This window comes from Pseudomonas sp. S10E 269, assembly GCF_002798465.1.
Lineage (GTDB): Bacteria > Pseudomonadota > Gammaproteobacteria > Pseudomonadales > Pseudomonadaceae > Aquipseudomonas > Aquipseudomonas pergaminensis.
Genome location: NZ_PHIJ01000001.1, coordinates 3,008,356 through 3,025,258 on the forward strand (window position 1 = coordinate 3,008,356; position 16,903 = coordinate 3,025,258).

Genomic DNA, 16,903 nt, shown 5'->3' on the forward strand with positions numbered 1-16,903 from the left:
GCTCCTACAGGGTCCAATCAGAACTTCAGGGTAGCGGCTTGTGCGGTTGCTTCCACACCTTGCTGGCCGCTCGGGCCGATCAGTTGTACCTGAATTTTCTGGGTGGCGGGGAAGGTCTTGAACACCTGGGTCAGGTCAAGATTGCCCAGGGCCGTCGGTGTGGCGCAGGTGAACTGGTAGTGGGCGTGGATTTCACTGTGGTCGTGATGGTGTTCGTGGGCGCCGTCTTTAGCGTCATCATCATCGTCGTCATGGTCGGCTTCGGGTTTGTCGCCGAACAGCGGACTGTTGAGTTCTTGGCTGCTGACCACACAACCGGCGGCTTTAGGCAGGTTGAACAGGGCGACAGGGTTCTCCAGCTGTTTGCGTGCAGCGGCGACCTTGGCTTTATCCGCCGGGGTGGTTGCCAGGTGTTCAAAGCCCACCAGGTTCATTGCCGGGCTGTCCAGTTCCAGCTCCAGGGCTTGGCCGTCGAGTACGGCGTTAAGGCGGCCGACGCCATGCTCATGGGCACCGAGGCTGCCGTGTTCATGGTCGTGATCGTGATCGTCATGAGCATGGGCAACCGCCAAGGGCAGCAGGGCAAACGGCAAAGCAAGCAACAGACGGCGCATGAGAAAGCTCCAGGACATGAAAGTTTTGTTATGTGATCTTATAACAATATGCCGAGAGTTTGACCGCCCGCTTGGCGTTGCGCAAGCCGCGTGGGAGCATGCCTGTCAGAAAACTGCGGGAGTAGGGACGATGTTGCGAATTCGTGGAACCGTCGGCGACCTGCCGGTGGACTTGACCCTGGAGCTGGACGACGGCGATTGGGCGCGACTGGGTGCACAATTGCAGGCGACGCCTGTCGCCAGTGCGGCTACCGCGCCCGTGGCTCCGGTCAAACACAATGATGACCTGTGGCAAGGCGCGCAAGACCTGTTGCGCAAGGCCGGACAACTCAGTGGCCTGGAGCTGCTTGACCAGTTGGAAGGCTTGGCCGGCGACGCCTCGGCGGGCAAGCGCCTGTTGGTGCGCCTGCGCCACAGTGCCCACGTGAAGGTTGCCAGCGGCGGGGATACGCCGCTGTACAGCTGGGTTGGCGATTAGTACAACGCGGCGAATAACTTGCGGCGGTACACGGTCACCAGCGGGTGGTCGTTGCCCAACAGTTCGAACACCTGCAGCAAGGTCTTGTGTGGCAGGCCTTCGCTGTAGCTGCGGTTGCGGATGAACAGCTTGAGCAAGCCTTCCAGCGCCGCGTCGTATTGCTGGCGCGCCAGTTGCTGGATCGCCAGCTGATAGGCCGCTTCGTCGTCCTGCGGGTCTTGCGCCAGGCGGCTTTTCAGGTCGGCGGCGTCCGGCAGGTCGGCAGCCTGGCGCAGGAAGGTGATCTGCGCCTTTGCCCCGGCGAGGGCGGCCTTGTGATCGTCGCTCTTTACGGCGTCCAGCACGGTCTGGGCTTCGCCCAATTCACCGCGCTCAGCCAGGCAGCGGGCGTACAGGATCAACGCGGCGGCGTTGGTGTTGTCCTCGCCCAGCAGTGTTACCAGCACAGCTTCGGCATCGCTGATGCGGCCTTCGGCAAACAGCGCCTTGGCCTGCTCCAACGGATCCGCCGCAGCCGGTGGCGGCATCTGCACATGCGGTTCGAGCATTGCCCGCACCGCCGACTCCGGCTGTGCCCCGGCAAACCCGTCCACTGGCTGGCCATCCTTGAACAACACCACTGTCGGCAGGCTGCGAATGCCAAAACGCGCCACGATATCCTGCTCGGCTTCGCAATCGACCTTGGCCAGCAGCAACTCGCCCTGATAACTCTCGGCAATCTGCGCCAGCAGCGGCATCAACGCCTTGCACGGCGCGCACCACTCGGCCCAGAAATCCACCAGCACGGGTTTTTCGAAGGAGTTCTGGATCACTGCCTGGTCAAAGTTGGCGGTGGTGACATCGAAGATGTACGGCGTGGGCTCACTCATGGGGCGTCTCGAATAAAGCGGGAATGGGGCAACTATAAGGGCTGGCGAGCCTGTCTGAAAGTGCGGTGGATTCGGCACCGCTTTCGCGAGCAAGCCCGCTCCCACAGGGGGAATGCGGTCACATGTGGGAGCGGGCTTGCTCGCGAAGGTCTCACGAGCGCCGGGAATGGTACAGACTCACCTTGCGAAACTCCCAAGGCTCCGCCAGATCCGGCAAGGTCAGCGCATCAAGAATCGCCAGCCGCTGGTAATCCGGGTGCTGGAAGTCGCGCACGCGCGAATCCGCCACCAGCGCTTCGCGGCCTCGGGTCAGGAACTGGTCGAGCAGTGGCAGGTTCGCGCGGTCGTAGAGCACGTCGGCGACCAGGATCAGGTCGAAGCGGTCGGCTTCAGCGAAAAAATCGGCGCAGTAGCCCAGCTCCACGTCGTTGAGCGCGGCATTCGCCCGGCAGGCCGCCAAGGCCAGCGGGTCGAGGTCGCAGGCCACTACTTCCAACGCGCCGGCCTTGACCGCCGCAATCCCGGCCACGCCGGAGCCGGCGCCAAAATCCAGCACGCGCTTGCCGGCGACCCACTCGGGGTTCGCCGCCAGGTACCGCGCCAGCGCCAGGCCGCTGGCCCAGCAAAAACTCCAGTAGGGCGGTTCATGCAGGATGCGCCGGGTTTCTTCGGGGCTGAAGGCGCGGTCCATGTTGTCTGCATCCAGCAGCCACAACGACAGCTCGGTGCCCGGCAATGAGCAGGGCACCAGTTGCGCGTCGCCGATCAGTTCGCTCAGGGCCGCTTGCAGGTCCAGCGGTGGCGTCATGGTGCCTTGACGAGCTGCAGAGGGCCGGTGGTCTGGGTGATCGCTTGGGTGATGCGCACGGCGGGCAGGTGCAGGATCAACTGGCCGGACTGGCTCGCGCGCCCGCGCAATTCAACCCGCGCACCGGCCGGGAAGGCCTCTGGGTTAAAGCGCAGGCGGAAAGCCAGGGGCTGGCCGTTGCCGGTCAGCACGCTGCTGGCGAGCAATTGCTGTGGGCGCGAACGATCGTCGATCACCAGCAGGGCCATTTCGACTTCGGCACCGGCCGGAATGTTGGTCAGGCTGCCGCTGATTTCCCGCTGGAAGGCGGGCAGGGGGCCGAGGTCTTCGATGCCGGGGACTTTTTTCTCTTGTGCCGGGGTGGGTTGAGGTGCCGCTGGCTTGGGGGCTTCGCTGCTGCAGGCGACCAGGACACTGAACAGGGTGAGCAAAACAAGTGGTCGTAACTGCATGTACGGCTCCAGAAAGGACAAAATCCGTGGCTTAAAAAATATGAAACATAATAGTCAGCCTATATACCGTAAAGGCTATGGCTTGTCTTGCCACGGGGATGCGCTACCATGGCCCTCCCTTTATTTGTTGCCTGCCAACCATGCACTGTCCCTTCTGCGGTGCCAACGACACCAAGGTCATTGACTCGCGTCTGGTCGCCGAGGGCGATCAAGTGCGTCGCCGGCGCGAATGCCTGGCCTGCGGTGAACGTTTCACCACCTTCGAAACTGCCGAACTGGTGTTGCCGCGCCTGATCAAATCCGACGGCAGCCGCCAACCCTTCGACGAAGAAAAACTGCGCGCCGGTATGCAGCGCGCCCTGGAAAAACGCCCGGTGAGTGTCGAGCGGCTGGAGGCGGCGCTGGTGCATATCAAGCATAAGCTGCGTGCCACCGGTGAGCGCGAGGTCAAGAGCCTGGTGGTGGGAGAGTTGGTGATGGGCGAGCTGCAAAAGCTCGACGAAGTCGCCTATATCCGTTTCGCTTCGGTGTATCGACGCTTCCAGGACCTCAATGAGTTCCGCGAAGAGATCGACCGCCTGGCCCGTGAGCCTGCCAAAGAATGAACCCGCCTTCTGCCGAACAAGCTGTGCTCGACGCCCATTACATGGCCCGCGCCCTCGAACTGGCGCGCAAGGGCCGGTACACCACTCACCCCAACCCCCGGGTTGGCTGCGTGATCGTGCGTGATGGGCAAATCGTCGGCGAAGGCTGGCACGAGCGCACCGGCGAGCCCCATGCCGAGCCCAATGCCTTGCGCGCTGCCGGTGCCAAGGCCCGTGGCGCCACGGTGTACGTGACCCTCGAACCGTGCAGCCATCACGGGCGTACGCCGCCCTGCGCGGATGCGTTGGTCACGGCGGGAGTCGCCCGCGTCGTGGCCGGCATGCAGGACCCGAACCCCGAAGTGGCCGGGCGTGGCATGCAGCGTTTGGCACAAGCCGGTATCGAAGTGCGCAGCGGCGTGCTGGAAGCCGAAGCCCGCGCGTTGAACCCGGGGTTCCTCAAACGCATGGAGCACGGGTTGCCCTTCGTGCGGGTCAAATTGGCGATGAGCCTGGACGGCCGCACCGCGATGGCCAGCGGCGAAAGCCAATGGATCACCGGCCCCGCCGCCCGCGCCGCCGTGCAGCGCCTGCGCGCCGAGGCCAGCGTGGTGCTGACCGGCGCCGACACGGTGCTGGCCGACGGCGCACGCCTGACCGTGCGCGCCGCCGAACTCGGCCTGGATGAAGCCACCACCGCCCTGGCCATGTCGCGTCCGCCGTTGCGCGTGCTGATCGACGGCCGCCTGCGCGTGCCGCTCAACGCGCCCTTCTTCAAGGCTGGCCCGGCGTTGGTCATTACCTGTGTTACGCCGGAAAACCAATTCCCCCGTGGCCCCGAGTGCCTGGTGGTGCCGGGCGTCGATGGCCAGGTCGACTTGCGTGCTGCCCTGGTGGCGCTGGCCGCCCGTGGCGTCAACGAAGTATTGGTGGAAGCCGGCCCAAGCCTGGCGGGCGCATTTGCCCAGCAAGGCCTGGTGGATGAGTACGTGATATTCATCGCCGGCAAGTTCCTCGGTTCCGCCGCCCGGCCTTTGCTGGATTGGCCGCTTGAGAAACTGGCCGACGCCCCCCAACTCAAGATCACTGAAATGCGCGCTGTGGGCGACGACTGGCGAGTCACTGCCATCCCGCTTCTACCAGCGAGCGTATAATTCTGACCGGGCGCTCAAGTGCCCGTCCCGTTTTTCCAGGAGAAGGCCATGTTCACCGGCATTATCGAATCCATCGGCAGCATCCGCGCCATGACCCCCAAAGGCGGCGACGTGCGCCTGCTGGTTGAAACCGGCAAGCTCGATCTGGGCGACGTCAAGCTGGGCGACAGCATCGCCGTCAGCGGCGTGTGCCTTACCGTCATCGAGTTGCCGGGCAATGGCTTTGCTGCCGATGTCAGCCGGGAAACCCTGGATTGCACCGCGATGAACGACCTCAAGGCCGGCAGCCCGGTGAACCTGGAAAAAGCCCTGACCCCGACCACCCGCCTTGGCGGTCACCTGGTCAGCGGCCATGTCGACGGCGTCGGTGAAGTGGTCGCGCGCAGCGAAAACGCGCGTGCCGTGGAATTTCGCATCCGCGCGCCTAAAGAACTGGCCAAGTACATCGCCCACAAAGGCTCGATCACCGTCGACGGCACCAGCCTGACCGTGAACGCCGTGAACGGCGCCGAATTTGAACTGACCATCATTCCCCACACCCTCAGCGAAACGATCATGGCCTCGTACCAGCCGGGTCGCCGAGTGAACCTGGAAGTGGACTTGCTTGCCCGTTACCTGGAGCGCCTGTTGCTGGGCGAAAAGGCCGCAGAGCCAGCATCCGGTAACATCACCGAAAGTTTTCTGGCCGCTAACGGCTACCTGAAATCCTGACCAAGGGGGTGCCGCGTGGCGCTCAATAGCATCGAAGAACTGGTTGAAGACATCCGCCAAGGCAAGATGGTCATCCTGATGGATGACGAAGACCGCGAGAACGAAGGCGACATCATCATGGCCGCCGAGGCCTGCCAGGCCGAGCACATCAACTTCATGGCCAAGCACGCCCGCGGGCTGATCTGCATGCCCATGAGCCGTGAGCGCTGCGAATTGCTCAAGCTGCCGTTGATGGCGCCGCGCAATGGCTCGGGTTTTGGCACCAAGTTCACCGTGTCCATCGAAGCCACCACGGGTGTCACCACCGGGATCTCCGCTGCTGACCGCGCGCGCACCGTGCAAGCCGCCGCTGCAAAAGACGCCAAGGCCGAAGACATCGTCAGCCCCGGCCACATCTTCCCGCTGATGGCCCAGCCGGGTGGCACCCTGGCGCGCGCCGGCCACACCGAAGCCGCCTGCGACCTGGCGCGCATGGCCGGGTTCGAGCCAAGCGGCGTGATCTGCGAAGTGATGAACGATGACGGCACCATGGCCCGTCGTGCCGAACTCGAAGCCTTTGCCGCCGAACACAACATCAAGGTGGGCACCATTGCCGACCTGATTCACTACCGCATGATCCACGAACGTACCGTTCAGCGGATTGCCGAGCAGCCACTGGACAGCGAACTGGGCCAATTCAATTTGGTGACCTACCGTGATTCAGTCGAAGGCGATGTGCACATGGCCCTGACCCTGGGCACCATTTGCGCCGAAGAACCGACCCTGGTGCGTGTGCACAACATGGACCCACTGCGTGACCTGCTGCTGGTCAAGCAACCGGGCCGCTGGAGCCTGCGCGCCGCCATGGCTGCGGTCTCCGAGGCCGGCAGCGGTGTGGTGCTGTTGCTCGGTCATCCGTTGGATGGCGACGTATTGCTGGCGCATATCCGCGAAACGGCTGACCACGCGCCGGTGAAAAAACCGACCACCTACAGCATCGTCGGTGCCGGTTCGCAGATCCTGCGTGACCTGGGCGTGCGCAAAATGCGCTTGATGAGTGCGCCGATGAAATTTAATGCGATATCCGGTTTCGACCTGGAAGTAGTAGAATACGTGCCCTCCGAATAAAGGCTGGCGATTTTCGCCCCTTGTTCGCGGTTCAAATATCACTAAGGGACGCGTCATACACGCGTCCCGGCTCTTTAAGAGATTTGTCGAATGACCCTGAAGACCATCGAAGGTACCTTCATCGCCCCCAAAGGCCGCTACGCCCTGGTGGTTGGCCGCTTCAACAGCTTCGTGGTTGAAAGCCTGGTAAGCGGTGCCGTGGACGCCCTGGTTCGCCACGGTGTGAGCGAAAGCGACATCACCATTATCCGTGCCCCTGGCGCCTTCGAAATTCCACTGGTTGCGCAGAAAGTTGCTCAGCAGGGTGAATACGCGGCAATCATCGCCCTGGGCGCGGTCATTCGTGGCGGTACCCCGCACTTCGAATACGTTGCAGGCGAATGCACCAAGGGCCTGGCCCAGGTGTCCATGGAATTCGGCGTGCCCGTCGCTTTCGGCGTGCTGACCGTGGATTCCATCGAGCAAGCCATCGAGCGTTCCGGCACCAAGGCCGGCAACAAAGGTGCTGAAGCTGCCCTGTCCGCCCTGGAAATGGTCAGCCTGCTGTCGCAGTTGGAGGCCAAGTGATTTCCGACGAGAGCGACAACTTCAACCCGCGCGAGCCACGTCCAGCCGATGCTGGCAAGCCTTCCAAGAACGAGAAGCGTCGCGCTGCTCGTCAGTTGGCGACCCAGGCGCTGTACCAGCGCCACCTGGCGGGCGCATCGTTGAACGAAATCGAAGCACAGTTTCGCGTCGACAACGATTTCACCTTCGCTGACCTGCCGTACTTCCACGACATCCTGCACGGTGTGCATGCCCACCTGACCGAGATCGATACAGCCCTGGCGCCTTGCCTGGACCTGACCATCGAAGAGCTGGACCCGGTTGAGCTGTGCGTGATGCGCCTGTCGGCCTGGGAGCTGCTGTATCGCGTCGACGTGCCGTACCGCGTGGTGATCAACGAAGGTATCGAACTGGCGAAAGTCTACGGTTCGACCGACGGCCACAAGTTCGTCAACGGCGTGCTCGACAAGCTGGCCCCGCGCCTGCGTGAAGCCGAAGTGAAGGCGTACAAGCGCTGAATCGCGCTTGAAACCTGAATGGGCGAGTTTGAGCTGATCCGCAACTACTTCGCCGCCGCGCCCTGTGCGCAAGGCGGCGAAGGCATTGCCCTGGGGATCGGCGATGACTGCGCCTTGCTGGCGCTCCCTGCCGGGGAGCAACTGGCGATCTCCACCGACACATTGGTGGCCGGGGTGCATTTTTCCGACCCCTGCGACCCGTTCCTGCTGGGCCAACGTTCTTTGGCCGTGGCCGTCAGCGACCTGGCCGCCATGGGCGCCCACCCCCTCGCGTTTACCCTTGCCTTGACCACACCGACCGTCGATGCCGATTGGTTGCAACGCTATGCCCAAGGGTTGAACCTCATGGCGCAACGCTGCGGCGTGGGCCTGGTGGGTGGCGACACCACCCGTGGGCCCTTGAGCCTGACCTTGACAGTGTTTGGCCGTGTACCGGCAGGGCAAGCCTTGACCCGCAGCGGTGCGCGACCCGGCGACCTGCTGTGCGTTGGCGGTGAACTGGGCAATGCTGCCGGCGCCTTGCCGCTGGTGTTGGGCCTGCGCAGCGCCGACGCGGCGGTTGCCGATACATTGCTGGCCCATTACTGGTCGCCGCAGCCGCAATTGGCCTTGGGGCTGGCACTGCGCGGCAAGGCGACGTCTGCGATGGATATTTCCGACGGGCTCCTGGCTGATTGTGGGCATATCGCTACGGCGTCCAAGGTCAGCCTGCTGATCGAACGCCAGCGCGTGCCATTGTCCCAGGCGCTGCTGGCGTTTGTCGGCGATGACGAAGCGCGCGTGGCGGCCCTGAGCGGCGGCGACGACTACGTGCTGGCCTTCACCCTGCCACCTGTCGAGTTGGCGCCATTGCTGGACGACGGCTGGCCGATCCATGTGATCGGCCGGGTCGAGGCGGGGCAGGGCGTGACCCTGCTTGACGCCACTGGGCAGGACATCACGCCGGCCATCCGTGGCTACCAGCATTTTAGCGAGACGCCCTGAATCGGCGAGCTGCGCTACCCTCTATAGCGTTATCACGGATGCAAGGCCCTGTAGGAGGTCGTCACCATGGATGTGCGCCGCTGGCTGCTGATAGTGCTGTGTGCCTTTATGGCGGTGGCCCAGGCGCAGGACGTGCCCGGCAAGATCATGCTGGCCAGTGAGGAATGGAACGACTACACCAACAAAGACGGCACCGGCCTGGCCTGGGACGTGATGCGCCAGGTCTTCGAACCCGCCGGTATCAAGGTGCAGATCCGCTCCGTGCCCTATACCCGCTCGGTTGGCCTGGCCCAGCGCGGCGAGGTGGACGGTTGGGTGGGCTCCTATCGTGATGAAGCCGAGGGTGTGTTGTACCCCCACTGGAACTTCGATTCCGACCATATCTACGCGCTCGGGCTGGCCAGTACGCCGGCGCCGACAGTGGCCACGCTGGGCAATTACCGCCTGGCCTGGGTGCGCGGCTACAAGTACGAGGAGTACTTGCCCAACGTGCACCGCTTCAACCAGATCGAGCGCCGCGACGGCATTCTGCCGATGCTGGAACACGCCCGGGCCGACTTCTACATCGATGCGTTGACCGAGGCCAAGTACGTGCTCAGCCAGGCCGATGAGCCGTCGAAGTTTGCACTCACGCCGATTGCCGAACTGCCGTTGTACATCGGTTTTGCCGATAACGAGCGGGGCCGGGGCTTGATGGCTGTCTTTGACCAGCGCATGGCGGCCCTGGTGAAAAGCGGCGAGTTAAAGCCGATATTCGAGCGCTGGAAACAACCCTATCCGTTCTGACGTGCATAGAACCAGGTCGAAGGCCAATCGAACCTATTGATCTTTATCAGCGATAATTCAGCTTAAGCGTCTGTAGGAACGTGCTGTTACAATGGCCGCCTCTGTAAAAACTGAATTCAGGAGCACACGGTGCCCGTCGTTTTCGTCGCCGCTTCCAAGCTGCCTACCCCTTTTGCCACGTTCACCATGAACGGCTTTCTCGAAGAAGCCACCGGGCGCGAGCACGTTGTGCTCAGCCTCGGTGATATCGCGGACGGCGCGCCGGTGCTTGGCCGTGTGCACTCCGAGTGCCTGACTGGCGATGCGTTGTTCAGCCAGCGCTGCGACTGCGGCTCGCAACTGGAAGCGGCTATGCGGGCCATCGCCCGTGAAGGCCGGGGCGTGCTGCTGTATTTGCGTCAGGAAGGCCGGGGCATTGGCCTGATGAACAAGATCCGCGCCTACGAGCTGCAAGATGGCGGCGCCGATACGGTCGAAGCCAACGAGCGCCTGGGTTTTGCTGCCGACCAGCGTGACTACGCGATCTGCCTGCCGATGCTGGAGCACCTGGGCGTCAAGTCCCTGCGCTTGATGACCAACAACCCGCGCAAGGTCAAAGCCTTGACCGAGATGGGCATCACCGTGGCCGAGCGTGTGCCGCTGCACACCGGGCACAATCCGCACAACAAGCTCTACCTGGCCACCAAGGCCAGCAAGCTCGACCACATGATGGGTAACGAGCACCAGGGCGAGGTCGACCGCGCGTGACCCGAGGCCAGGTGAAACGGCGACTGTCCTTCAATTGGTGGCAGTACCTGGCCCTGGCGTTGCTGCCCCTGTTCGTGATCAACCTGGTGTTCGGCCAAGCCGAATCCCTGCTGCCGGTGCTGGCCATGCCGTTCTTCATTGCCGGCGTGGCCTCGATGTTCCTCAGCCTGCGCTACTTCAACGGCTATAAACACGCGTTGATCGCCACCTCCAAAGCCCTCGATACCCCCGAAGAACCGGCTGCCTGGATCACCTTGGCGGCCCGGCGGCGCACGGCGCTGCTGGTGGCAGCCGTCCCGGCCTGGATCGGTGCGCTGGCGGTGTTCGTTGGCCTGGAGGCGGTGCCGCTGTTCCTGTTGGCGCTGTCGACGCTGGTGCTGTTCTACCTCTACCGCATTCCCCGTCAACTGGGATGAGGTGTCACTGGCTGGCGGTGCTGCTGCTGGCATTGAGCGCCCAGGCGCTGGCGGCCGAGCGTGTCGTGAGCCTGGCGCCTTCCCTGTCTGAAATCGTCGCTGAATTGGGTGCCGCCGACATGTTGGTGGGCGTGCTCGACGGCGGAGACCGCCCGACGGCGCTGGCGCACGTCCCGTCAGTGGGGCATTACGGCCAGTTGGACATGGAGCGCTTGCTCAGCCTCAGGCCCGACCTGATCCTGCTGTGGCCCGGCAGTGTCGGCCCAGCCCAGCGCGAGCAACTGCAGCGTCTGAATATTCCGGTGTACGTCGCCGAACCCCACAGCCTTGAACAGCTCACCACCCAGGTCCAGGCCATTGCCGAGCAATTGGGCCGCGCTGAAGCCGGCCGACAGTTGGCCGCGCACTTGCGCCAACGCCTGGCCGAATTGCGCCAGCGCTACCGGCGTACCGAGCCGTTACGCGTGTTTTATCAAGTGTGGAACCAGCCGCTGTATACCGTGGGCGGTGGGCAGATCATCAGCGATGCGCTGAGCGTGTGCGGCGCGCGCAATGTGTTCGATGACCTCAAGTTGCCCGCGCCGCAGGTGAGTATCGAGTCGTTATTGCAGCGTGATCCCGAGATGATCCTGGTGGGGGATCAAGCCCAGGAGGAGGCCTGGAAGGTTTGGCCGGCGATGGCAGAACGGGTGCGGCTGGTGCCCGACAAAGGCCTGGAACGGCCTAGCGGGCAGATGCTGGAGGCGGTGGGGCGGTTGTGTCAGGTGATTGCGCCGGACCGCTGATACCGCTATCGCTAGCCAGCCAGCTACAGGGGAACGCATTCACCGCCAATTCATATCTCAGGCGTCCACGTGACCCCAAGCATCCACACCCGACCCTCTTCGCGATAATCCTGATTGTTCAAGAACCCCGGGTCGTTATAGCTGTAACGTGCCCGCGCATAGGTCTTGTCCAGCAGGTTATCGACCTTCAGCGACAACGACACTTCCCGATTCAGCGCCCAACTGCTGCGCAACCCCAGCAACGCATAGCCGCCCAGGCGCTGCGTGTTGTCTTCATCGTCATAGCTGCTGCTGATCGCCTGCCAGCTGGCGCCCAATCCCAGTTTGTCGAATTGCCGGTCCAGGTCCAGGTTTAACGTTCGCCGCGCCCGCCGGGCCAGGGTGTGGCCGCTGTCACGGTCGCGGGGTTCGATGAGTGACAGCCCGAGGTTGCCCTGCCAGCCAAACAGTTCCTGCTTTAGCGCAGCCTCAAAGCCGTTGATGCGCGCCGACGCTACGTTCTGCGGCTTGCCGGAGCGGTCGAGGATGATCGCATCGCTCAAGTCAGTGCGGTACAGCGAGGCTTCCAGGCGGGTGCTATCGCTTAGTTGGCTGCGCCATTGCAGCTCGTAGCTCTTTGAGGTTTCAGGCTGCAGGTTGGGGTTGCTGTACTTCGTATCGGGGTAATACAAGTCATTGAAGGTCGGCGCACGGAAACCTTCGCTGTAGCTGAGCAGCACGTCATTGTCCGGGTTGATCGGCAAGGTGAGGGTGCCGCTCCAGCTGTTCTGCCCGCCGAACTGCTGGTTCTGGTCGCGCCGCAGGCCCAGCTCGGTGGAAAACCACTCGCCATGGAAGCGATGCTGTACAAAGGCCGCGCGGTTCCAGCGGCTGTTTTCGGTGAAGGTGGTGGAGCCGTGGAAGCGGTCTTCGTACCAGTCACCGCCGAGGATCAGGCTGTTCTGCTCATTCAGCGTCAGGTCGTTCTGCCAGTTGACCGAATCGCGGTAAGTGTTGAACACGCTGAAATCGTCGCTGAGGGTGTCGCGCTTGGTGTCACGGTTCTCGCTGTGGCCCAGTTCCAGGCGCGATTGCCAGTGCTCATTGAGCGTGGCATCGACATAGCCGCTGGCGCTGCTCACGGTGTAGTCGGTGTAGGGCTTTTGCCCGACGGTTTGCCCGGTGGCGACGTCGTAGCGGCCGAAGCTGTTGTCGTACTCGGATTTACCGCGGTTATCCAGCAGATTGAAACCCACCTCCAGCGCATCGCTGAAGGCGTGGCTGAGGTTCAGGCTGAGGGACCGGTTGCGGTAGGCATCATGGTCGCCATCGCTGGGGAATGAGGTGTGCGTCGAGTTGATGCCGGCGGTTTCATCCAGGCTTGCACCGAGGTTGAAACGGGTCTGTTCATCGCCACCGGAGAGGCCGAGGCTGCGCTCCCAGGTCTGGTGGCTGCCAAACCCGAGCTTCAGGCGCGGTTGCAGGCCCTGCCCGGCATTGCGCCGGGTAAACACCTGGATCACCCCGCCAATCGCATCGCTGCCGTAGATCACCGAACGTGAGCCGCGCAGCACTTCCACCCGCTCGATCTGGTCGACGTTGAGGTATTGCAGGCCGCTGTCGCCGGAAGTGGTGTTGGCAATGCGCTGACCGTCCACCAACACCAGGCTTTGCGCGGATTTGGTGCCACGGATATAGACCCCGGGCAAGCTGCCACGGCCACCGGTGGGCGCGATCTGCACGCCGGGCACGCGGCTGAGCAGGTCGGTAAGGCTGGTGGGTTGCAGGCGGTCGATATCGTCGCGGGTGAACACTGTGTTGGCGGCGCTGCTGTCGTTGCGGGCCTGAACCTGGCGGTTGGCGCTGATGACGACGTTGGGGAGTTTCAGCGCGTCGTCGCGGGTGTCGGCGAGCAGGTCTGGCGAGGTTAGAAGCAGTAAGGGGAGGGCGAGGCGAAGGCGTTTCATGGGCTGTCCATGGCTTTTTTAAAATTCACACAAAACCAATGTGGGAGCGGGCTTGCTCGCGAACGCGGTCGAACAGCCACACATCTAGTGACTGATACACCGCTTTCGCGAGCAAGCCCGCTCCCACATTCTAGTTCCGGTTTCAGCTTGGAGATTGGGTTAGAGGCCCAATAGTGCCATGCGCTCGCGCACCGAAGCCTCAATCCCGGCCTCATCCAAGCCGCACTCTGCCAGCATCTGCGCCGGCTTGGCGTGTTCGACGTACACATCCGGCAAGCCCAGGTGCAGCACCGACTTGAGGATATTCTCCCGCGCCAGGAACTCGCTGACCGCCGCACCGGCGCCGCCCATGATGGCGTTTTCTTCGACGGTCACCAGCAGTTCATGGCTGCCGGCGATCTCGCGCACCAGGGCTTCATCCAGGGGTTTGACGAAACGCATGTCGACCACGGTGGCGTCGATCTTCTTGGCGACTTTCAGTGCTTCGGCCAATTGCACGCCGAACACCAGGAACGCGGTCTTGCTGCCTTGACGACGCACGATACCCTTGCCGATCTCGATAGGCGCCAGGTCCTTTTCGATTACCGCATTCGGGCCGTTGCCGCGCGGGTAGCGCACGGCTGCCGGGCCGTTGTACAGGTGGCCGGTGCTGAGCATCTTGCGCAGTTCGTTCTCGTCGCTCGGCGTCATCACCAGCATGCCGGGGATGCAGCGCAAGTACGACAGGTCGAAGCTGCCCGCGTGAGTCGGGCCGTCTTCGCCCACCAGGCCGGCGCGGTCGATGGCGAACAGCACGTCGAGGTTCTGCACCGCCACGTCATGCACCAACTGGTCGTAACCGCGCTGCAGGAAGGTGGAGTAGATCGCCACCACCGGCTTGGCGCCTTCACAGGCCATGCCGGCGGCGAAGGTCACCGCGTGCTGCTCGGCAATCGCCACATCGAAGTAACGCAGCGGGAAACGCTCGCTGAACGCCACCAGGTCGGAGCCTTCCTTCATCGCCGGGGTAATGCCCACCAGGCGCGGGTCAGCGGCGGCCATGTCGCACAGCCATTCGCCGAACACACCGGAGTACTTCGGCCCGCTGGCCTTTTTCGGCGCGGCGGCAGGAGCGTCCAGGGGTTCCAGCTTGGTGATGGCGTGATAGCCAATCGGGTCGACCTCGGCCGGGGCGAAGCCTTTGCCTTTCTTGGTGACGATGTGCAGGAACTGCGGGCCCTTGAGGTCACGCATGTTGCGCAGCGTGGCGATCAGAGTGGGCAAGTCATGGCCGTCGATCGGGCCGATGTAGTTCCAGCCCAGCTCTTCGAACAGGGTGCCAGGCACCAGCATGCCCTTGGCATATTCTTCGGTACGGCGGGCAATTTCCCACGCGCCAGGCAGACGCGAGAGCACCTTCTTGCTGCCTTCGCGCATGCTGGCGTAGGTGCGGCTGGAGAGGATTTTTGCCAGGTAGTTGGACAGGCCACCGACGTTACGCGAGATCGACATGTCGTTGTCGTTGAGGATCACCAACATGTTGGCGTCCACTTCCGGCGCATGGTTGAGCGCTTCGAAGGCCATGCCGGCGGTCAACGCGCCGTCACCAATCACCGCGATCGCCTTGCGATCACTGCCTTGCAGGCGGGCGGCAATCGCCATCCCCAGCGCTGCACTGATGGAGGTGCTGGAGTGGCCGACGCCAAAGGTGTCGTACTCGCTCTCGGCGCGGCGCGGGAAGGCGGCAATGCCGTCCTTCTGGCGCAGGCTGCCCATGCGCTCACGGCGACCCGTGAGGATCTTGTGCGGATACGCTTGATGGCCCACGTCCCACACCAGCCGGTCGTCCGGGGTGTCGAACACGTAATGCAGGGCGATAGTCAGCTCGATGACGCCCAGGCCGGCACCAAAATGCCCACCGGTCTGGCCGACCGTGTAGAGCAATTCCAGGCGCAACTCATCGGCCAGGGTTTCCAGCTCGGCTTCACCCAGTCGACGCAGGCCGGCCGGCGTGACAGCACGGTCAAGCAGGGGCGTGGACGGGCGCTTGCGGGGAATCTCTTGAAACGTCGTGGGCATCAGGCGAATCGTTATAGGTATAGAAGAGGCGGCAGTTTACCTCAAGCATCGCAAACTGCCCACGCAGAGCGCCGAACTTGGCTGATATGCGGCTGCAAAGGCCGCGCTTATCAGTGCCGGCGTTCGACGATATACCGCGCCAGGTCACGCAGTGGCTCGGCCGCCGCGTCGAAAGGTCGCAGGGCGTCCAAGGCCTGGTCGCGCAGTTCCAGGGCATAGGCCTTGGCGGCTTCCAGCCCCAACAATGCAGGGTAAGTCGGCTTGTCCCGCGCGATATCGGCGCCTTGGCGCTTGCCCAGGGTCGCGGTGTCACTTTCCACGTCGAGAATGTCGTCCTGCACCTGGAACGCCAGGCCGATGGCCAGCGCATAGGTCTTCAGCGCCGCCAATTGCGCTGCCTCGGCGCGCCCGCTGGCCAGGGCACCCAGGTGCACGGCGGCTTCGATCAAGGCGCCGGTCTTGTGGCGGTGCATGTATTCCAGCGCGTGTTGATCAAGCTTCTGGCCCACCGAACCGAGGTCGATGGCCTGGCCGCCGACCATGCCGGCCGGGCCTGCCGCCACGGCCAGGGCGGTGACCATGCGCAAGCGGATCTCGGCGTTGACGTTGCTCAGCGCCGGGTCCAGCAGTGCGCTGAACGCCAGGCTTTGCAGGCCGTCACCGGCGAGGATCGCACAGGCTTCATCAAAGGCTTTATGGGTGGTTGGCTGGCCGCGACGCAAATCGTCGTCGTCCATCGCCGGCAAATCGTCATGCACCAGGGAATAGGCGTGGATCAACTCCACCGCACAGGCCGCGCCATTGGCCTGCTCGGCGGTGGCGCCCAAGGCTTCACACGCCGCATACGCCAGCAGCGGGCGCACGCGCTTGCCGCCATTCATCACGCTATAGCGCATGGCTTCGTAAAGACGCTTGAGTTCGGGGCTTGGCGCAACAAACAACGGTTCCAACGCCGCATTGACCCGGGCTTGGCTACTGGCCTGATACGCGTCGATCATTCGGGCTGTTCCGCATCGAAAGGCTCTTCGGCCAACTCCCCGTCACGCTCCAGCAGCACCTGCACCTTCTGCTCCGCCTGCGCCAAGGCGCTCTGGCAGTCGCGGGTCAGGCCGATGCCTTGCTCAAACGCCGTCAACGAGTCTTCCAGCGACAACTCGCCGTTCTCCAGCCGCTCGACCAGGGTTTGCAGGTCGGCGAGGGATTGTTCGAAATCGAGTGCAACTTTTTTGCGGGCCATGGCGGCTATTCCGGTAGACGGTAAACCGGCGGGACACTAGCAGACATGGGGATTCTGGGCAAATAAGCGGGGGTGGGTGTTCAGGCGGTGAACCGAATAAGCG

The 16,903-nt window shown here is 63.3% G+C and carries 20 protein-coding genes; 12 read left to right on the forward strand and 8 right to left on the reverse strand.

Features of this window, described 5'->3' with window-relative positions:
• Positions 1-17 precede the first annotated feature (17 nt).
• On the reverse strand, positions 18-614 hold the full coding sequence (locus CWC48_RS13950; protein ID WP_078050380.1) for a DUF2796 domain-containing protein: 597 nt from the start codon (positions 612-614) through the stop codon (positions 18-20).
• Positions 615-744: 130 nt separating this feature from the next.
• On the opposite strand from CWC48_RS13950, the gene CWC48_RS13955 reads away from it, so the two are divergent.
• Complete coding sequence (locus CWC48_RS13955; RefSeq protein WP_078050379.1) at positions 745-1,092, forward strand: hypothetical protein; 348 nt, start codon at positions 745-747, stop codon at positions 1,090-1,092.
• Here the strand turns inward: CWC48_RS13955 and trxA are convergent.
• From trxA to CWC48_RS13970, 3 genes are all read right to left on the reverse strand, one after another.
• A complete protein-coding gene (gene trxA / locus CWC48_RS13960) occupies positions 1,089-1,961 on the reverse strand; it encodes a thioredoxin (RefSeq protein WP_100492036.1) in 873 nt (290 codons plus the stop codon). The two genes, CWC48_RS13955 and trxA, sit on opposite strands and share 4 nt — an antisense overlap.
• Before the next feature lie 151 nt (positions 1,962-2,112).
• Complete coding sequence (locus tag CWC48_RS13965) at positions 2,113-2,769, reverse strand: methyltransferase (protein ID WP_100492037.1); 657 nt, start codon at positions 2,767-2,769, stop codon at positions 2,113-2,115.
• Positions 2,766-3,221 (reverse strand): YbaY family lipoprotein, encoded by a 456-nt coding sequence (locus tag CWC48_RS13970; RefSeq protein WP_034109512.1) that lies wholly within the window; start codon positions 3,219-3,221, stop codon positions 2,766-2,768. The genes CWC48_RS13965 and CWC48_RS13970 overlap by 4 nt, the downstream gene beginning before the upstream one ends.
• 140 nt (positions 3,222-3,361) lie before the next feature.
• Between CWC48_RS13970 and nrdR the strand changes: the two genes are divergently transcribed.
• The 11 genes from nrdR to CWC48_RS14025 all read left to right on the forward strand — a co-directional run bounded on the left by nrdR (position 3,362) and on the right by CWC48_RS14025 (position 11,559).
• Positions 3,362-3,826, forward strand: a complete 465-nt coding sequence (gene nrdR, locus CWC48_RS13975; protein WP_010206843.1) for a transcriptional regulator NrdR — start codon at positions 3,362-3,364, stop codon at positions 3,824-3,826.
• Positions 3,823-4,959 (forward strand): bifunctional diaminohydroxyphosphoribosylaminopyrimidine deaminase/5-amino-6-(5-phosphoribosylamino)uracil reductase RibD, encoded by a 1,137-nt coding sequence (gene ribD, locus CWC48_RS13980; protein ID WP_078050376.1) that lies wholly within the window; start codon positions 3,823-3,825, stop codon positions 4,957-4,959. Before nrdR ends, ribD begins: the two co-directional genes overlap by 4 nt.
• 48 nt (positions 4,960-5,007) lie before the next feature.
• Positions 5,008-5,670: a riboflavin synthase gene (locus CWC48_RS13985; protein ID WP_005791849.1), complete on the forward strand. Its 663-nt coding sequence runs from the start codon at positions 5,008-5,010 to the stop codon at positions 5,668-5,670.
• Positions 5,671-5,685: 15 nt separating this feature from the next.
• The gene (gene ribBA / locus CWC48_RS13990; RefSeq protein ID WP_078050375.1) at positions 5,686-6,777 is read left to right on the forward strand and encodes a bifunctional 3,4-dihydroxy-2-butanone-4-phosphate synthase/GTP cyclohydrolase II; all 1,092 of its coding nucleotides are present in this window, start codon (positions 5,686-5,688) and stop codon (positions 6,775-6,777) included.
• 90 nt (positions 6,778-6,867) lie between these two features.
• Positions 6,868-7,344 carry a 6,7-dimethyl-8-ribityllumazine synthase gene (gene ribE, locus CWC48_RS13995; RefSeq protein WP_003176356.1) on the forward strand — a complete coding sequence of 159 codons (477 nt, stop codon included), beginning with the start codon at positions 6,868-6,870 and terminating at the stop codon, positions 7,342-7,344.
• Complete coding sequence (nusB, locus tag CWC48_RS14000) at positions 7,341-7,841, forward strand: transcription antitermination factor NusB (protein ID WP_010206836.1); 501 nt, start codon at positions 7,341-7,343, stop codon at positions 7,839-7,841. Before ribE ends, nusB begins: the two co-directional genes overlap by 4 nt.
• Positions 7,842-7,859: 18 nt before the next feature.
• The gene (gene thiL / locus CWC48_RS14005) at positions 7,860-8,825 is read left to right on the forward strand and encodes a thiamine-phosphate kinase (RefSeq protein ID WP_100492038.1); all 966 of its coding nucleotides are present in this window, start codon (positions 7,860-7,862) and stop codon (positions 8,823-8,825) included.
• A gap of 66 nt (positions 8,826-8,891) precedes the next feature.
• Complete coding sequence (locus CWC48_RS14010; RefSeq protein WP_099491099.1) at positions 8,892-9,611, forward strand: ABC transporter substrate-binding protein; 720 nt, start codon at positions 8,892-8,894, stop codon at positions 9,609-9,611.
• Between the two features lie 129 nt (positions 9,612-9,740).
• Positions 9,741-10,358, forward strand: a complete 618-nt coding sequence (gene ribA / locus CWC48_RS14015) for a GTP cyclohydrolase II (protein ID WP_016978544.1) — start codon at positions 9,741-9,743, stop codon at positions 10,356-10,358.
• Complete coding sequence (locus CWC48_RS14020; RefSeq protein ID WP_033897956.1) at positions 10,355-10,774, forward strand: nuclear FMR1 interacting 1 family protein; 420 nt, start codon at positions 10,355-10,357, stop codon at positions 10,772-10,774. The genes ribA and CWC48_RS14020 overlap by 4 nt, the downstream gene beginning before the upstream one ends.
• Positions 10,771-11,559 (forward strand): cobalamin-binding protein, encoded by a 789-nt coding sequence (locus CWC48_RS14025; protein ID WP_100492039.1) that lies wholly within the window; start codon positions 10,771-10,773, stop codon positions 11,557-11,559. Before CWC48_RS14020 ends, CWC48_RS14025 begins: the two co-directional genes overlap by 4 nt.
• Before the next feature lie 50 nt (positions 11,560-11,609).
• Here CWC48_RS14025 and CWC48_RS14030 read toward each other — a convergent pair whose 3' ends face one another.
• From CWC48_RS14030 to CWC48_RS14045, 4 genes are all read right to left on the reverse strand, one after another.
• Positions 11,610-13,505 carry a TonB-dependent receptor domain-containing protein gene (locus CWC48_RS14030; protein ID WP_100492040.1) on the reverse strand — a complete coding sequence of 632 codons (1,896 nt, stop codon included), beginning with the start codon at positions 13,503-13,505 and terminating at the stop codon, positions 11,610-11,612.
• A 159-nt stretch (positions 13,506-13,664) separates the two neighbouring features.
• Positions 13,665-15,563, reverse strand: a complete 1,899-nt coding sequence (gene dxs, locus CWC48_RS14035) for a 1-deoxy-D-xylulose-5-phosphate synthase (RefSeq protein WP_100492041.1) — start codon at positions 15,561-15,563, stop codon at positions 13,665-13,667.
• Between the two features lie 110 nt (positions 15,564-15,673).
• Positions 15,674-16,561, reverse strand: coding sequence for a (2E,6E)-farnesyl diphosphate synthase (gene ispA / locus CWC48_RS14040; RefSeq protein WP_078050369.1), 888 nt, complete (start codon positions 16,559-16,561; stop codon positions 15,674-15,676).
• Positions 16,558-16,800: an exodeoxyribonuclease VII small subunit gene (locus CWC48_RS14045; RefSeq protein WP_003176346.1), complete on the reverse strand. Its 243-nt coding sequence runs from the start codon at positions 16,798-16,800 to the stop codon at positions 16,558-16,560. Before CWC48_RS14045 ends, ispA begins: the two co-directional genes overlap by 4 nt.
• Between the last annotated feature and the right edge of the window lie 103 nt (positions 16,801-16,903).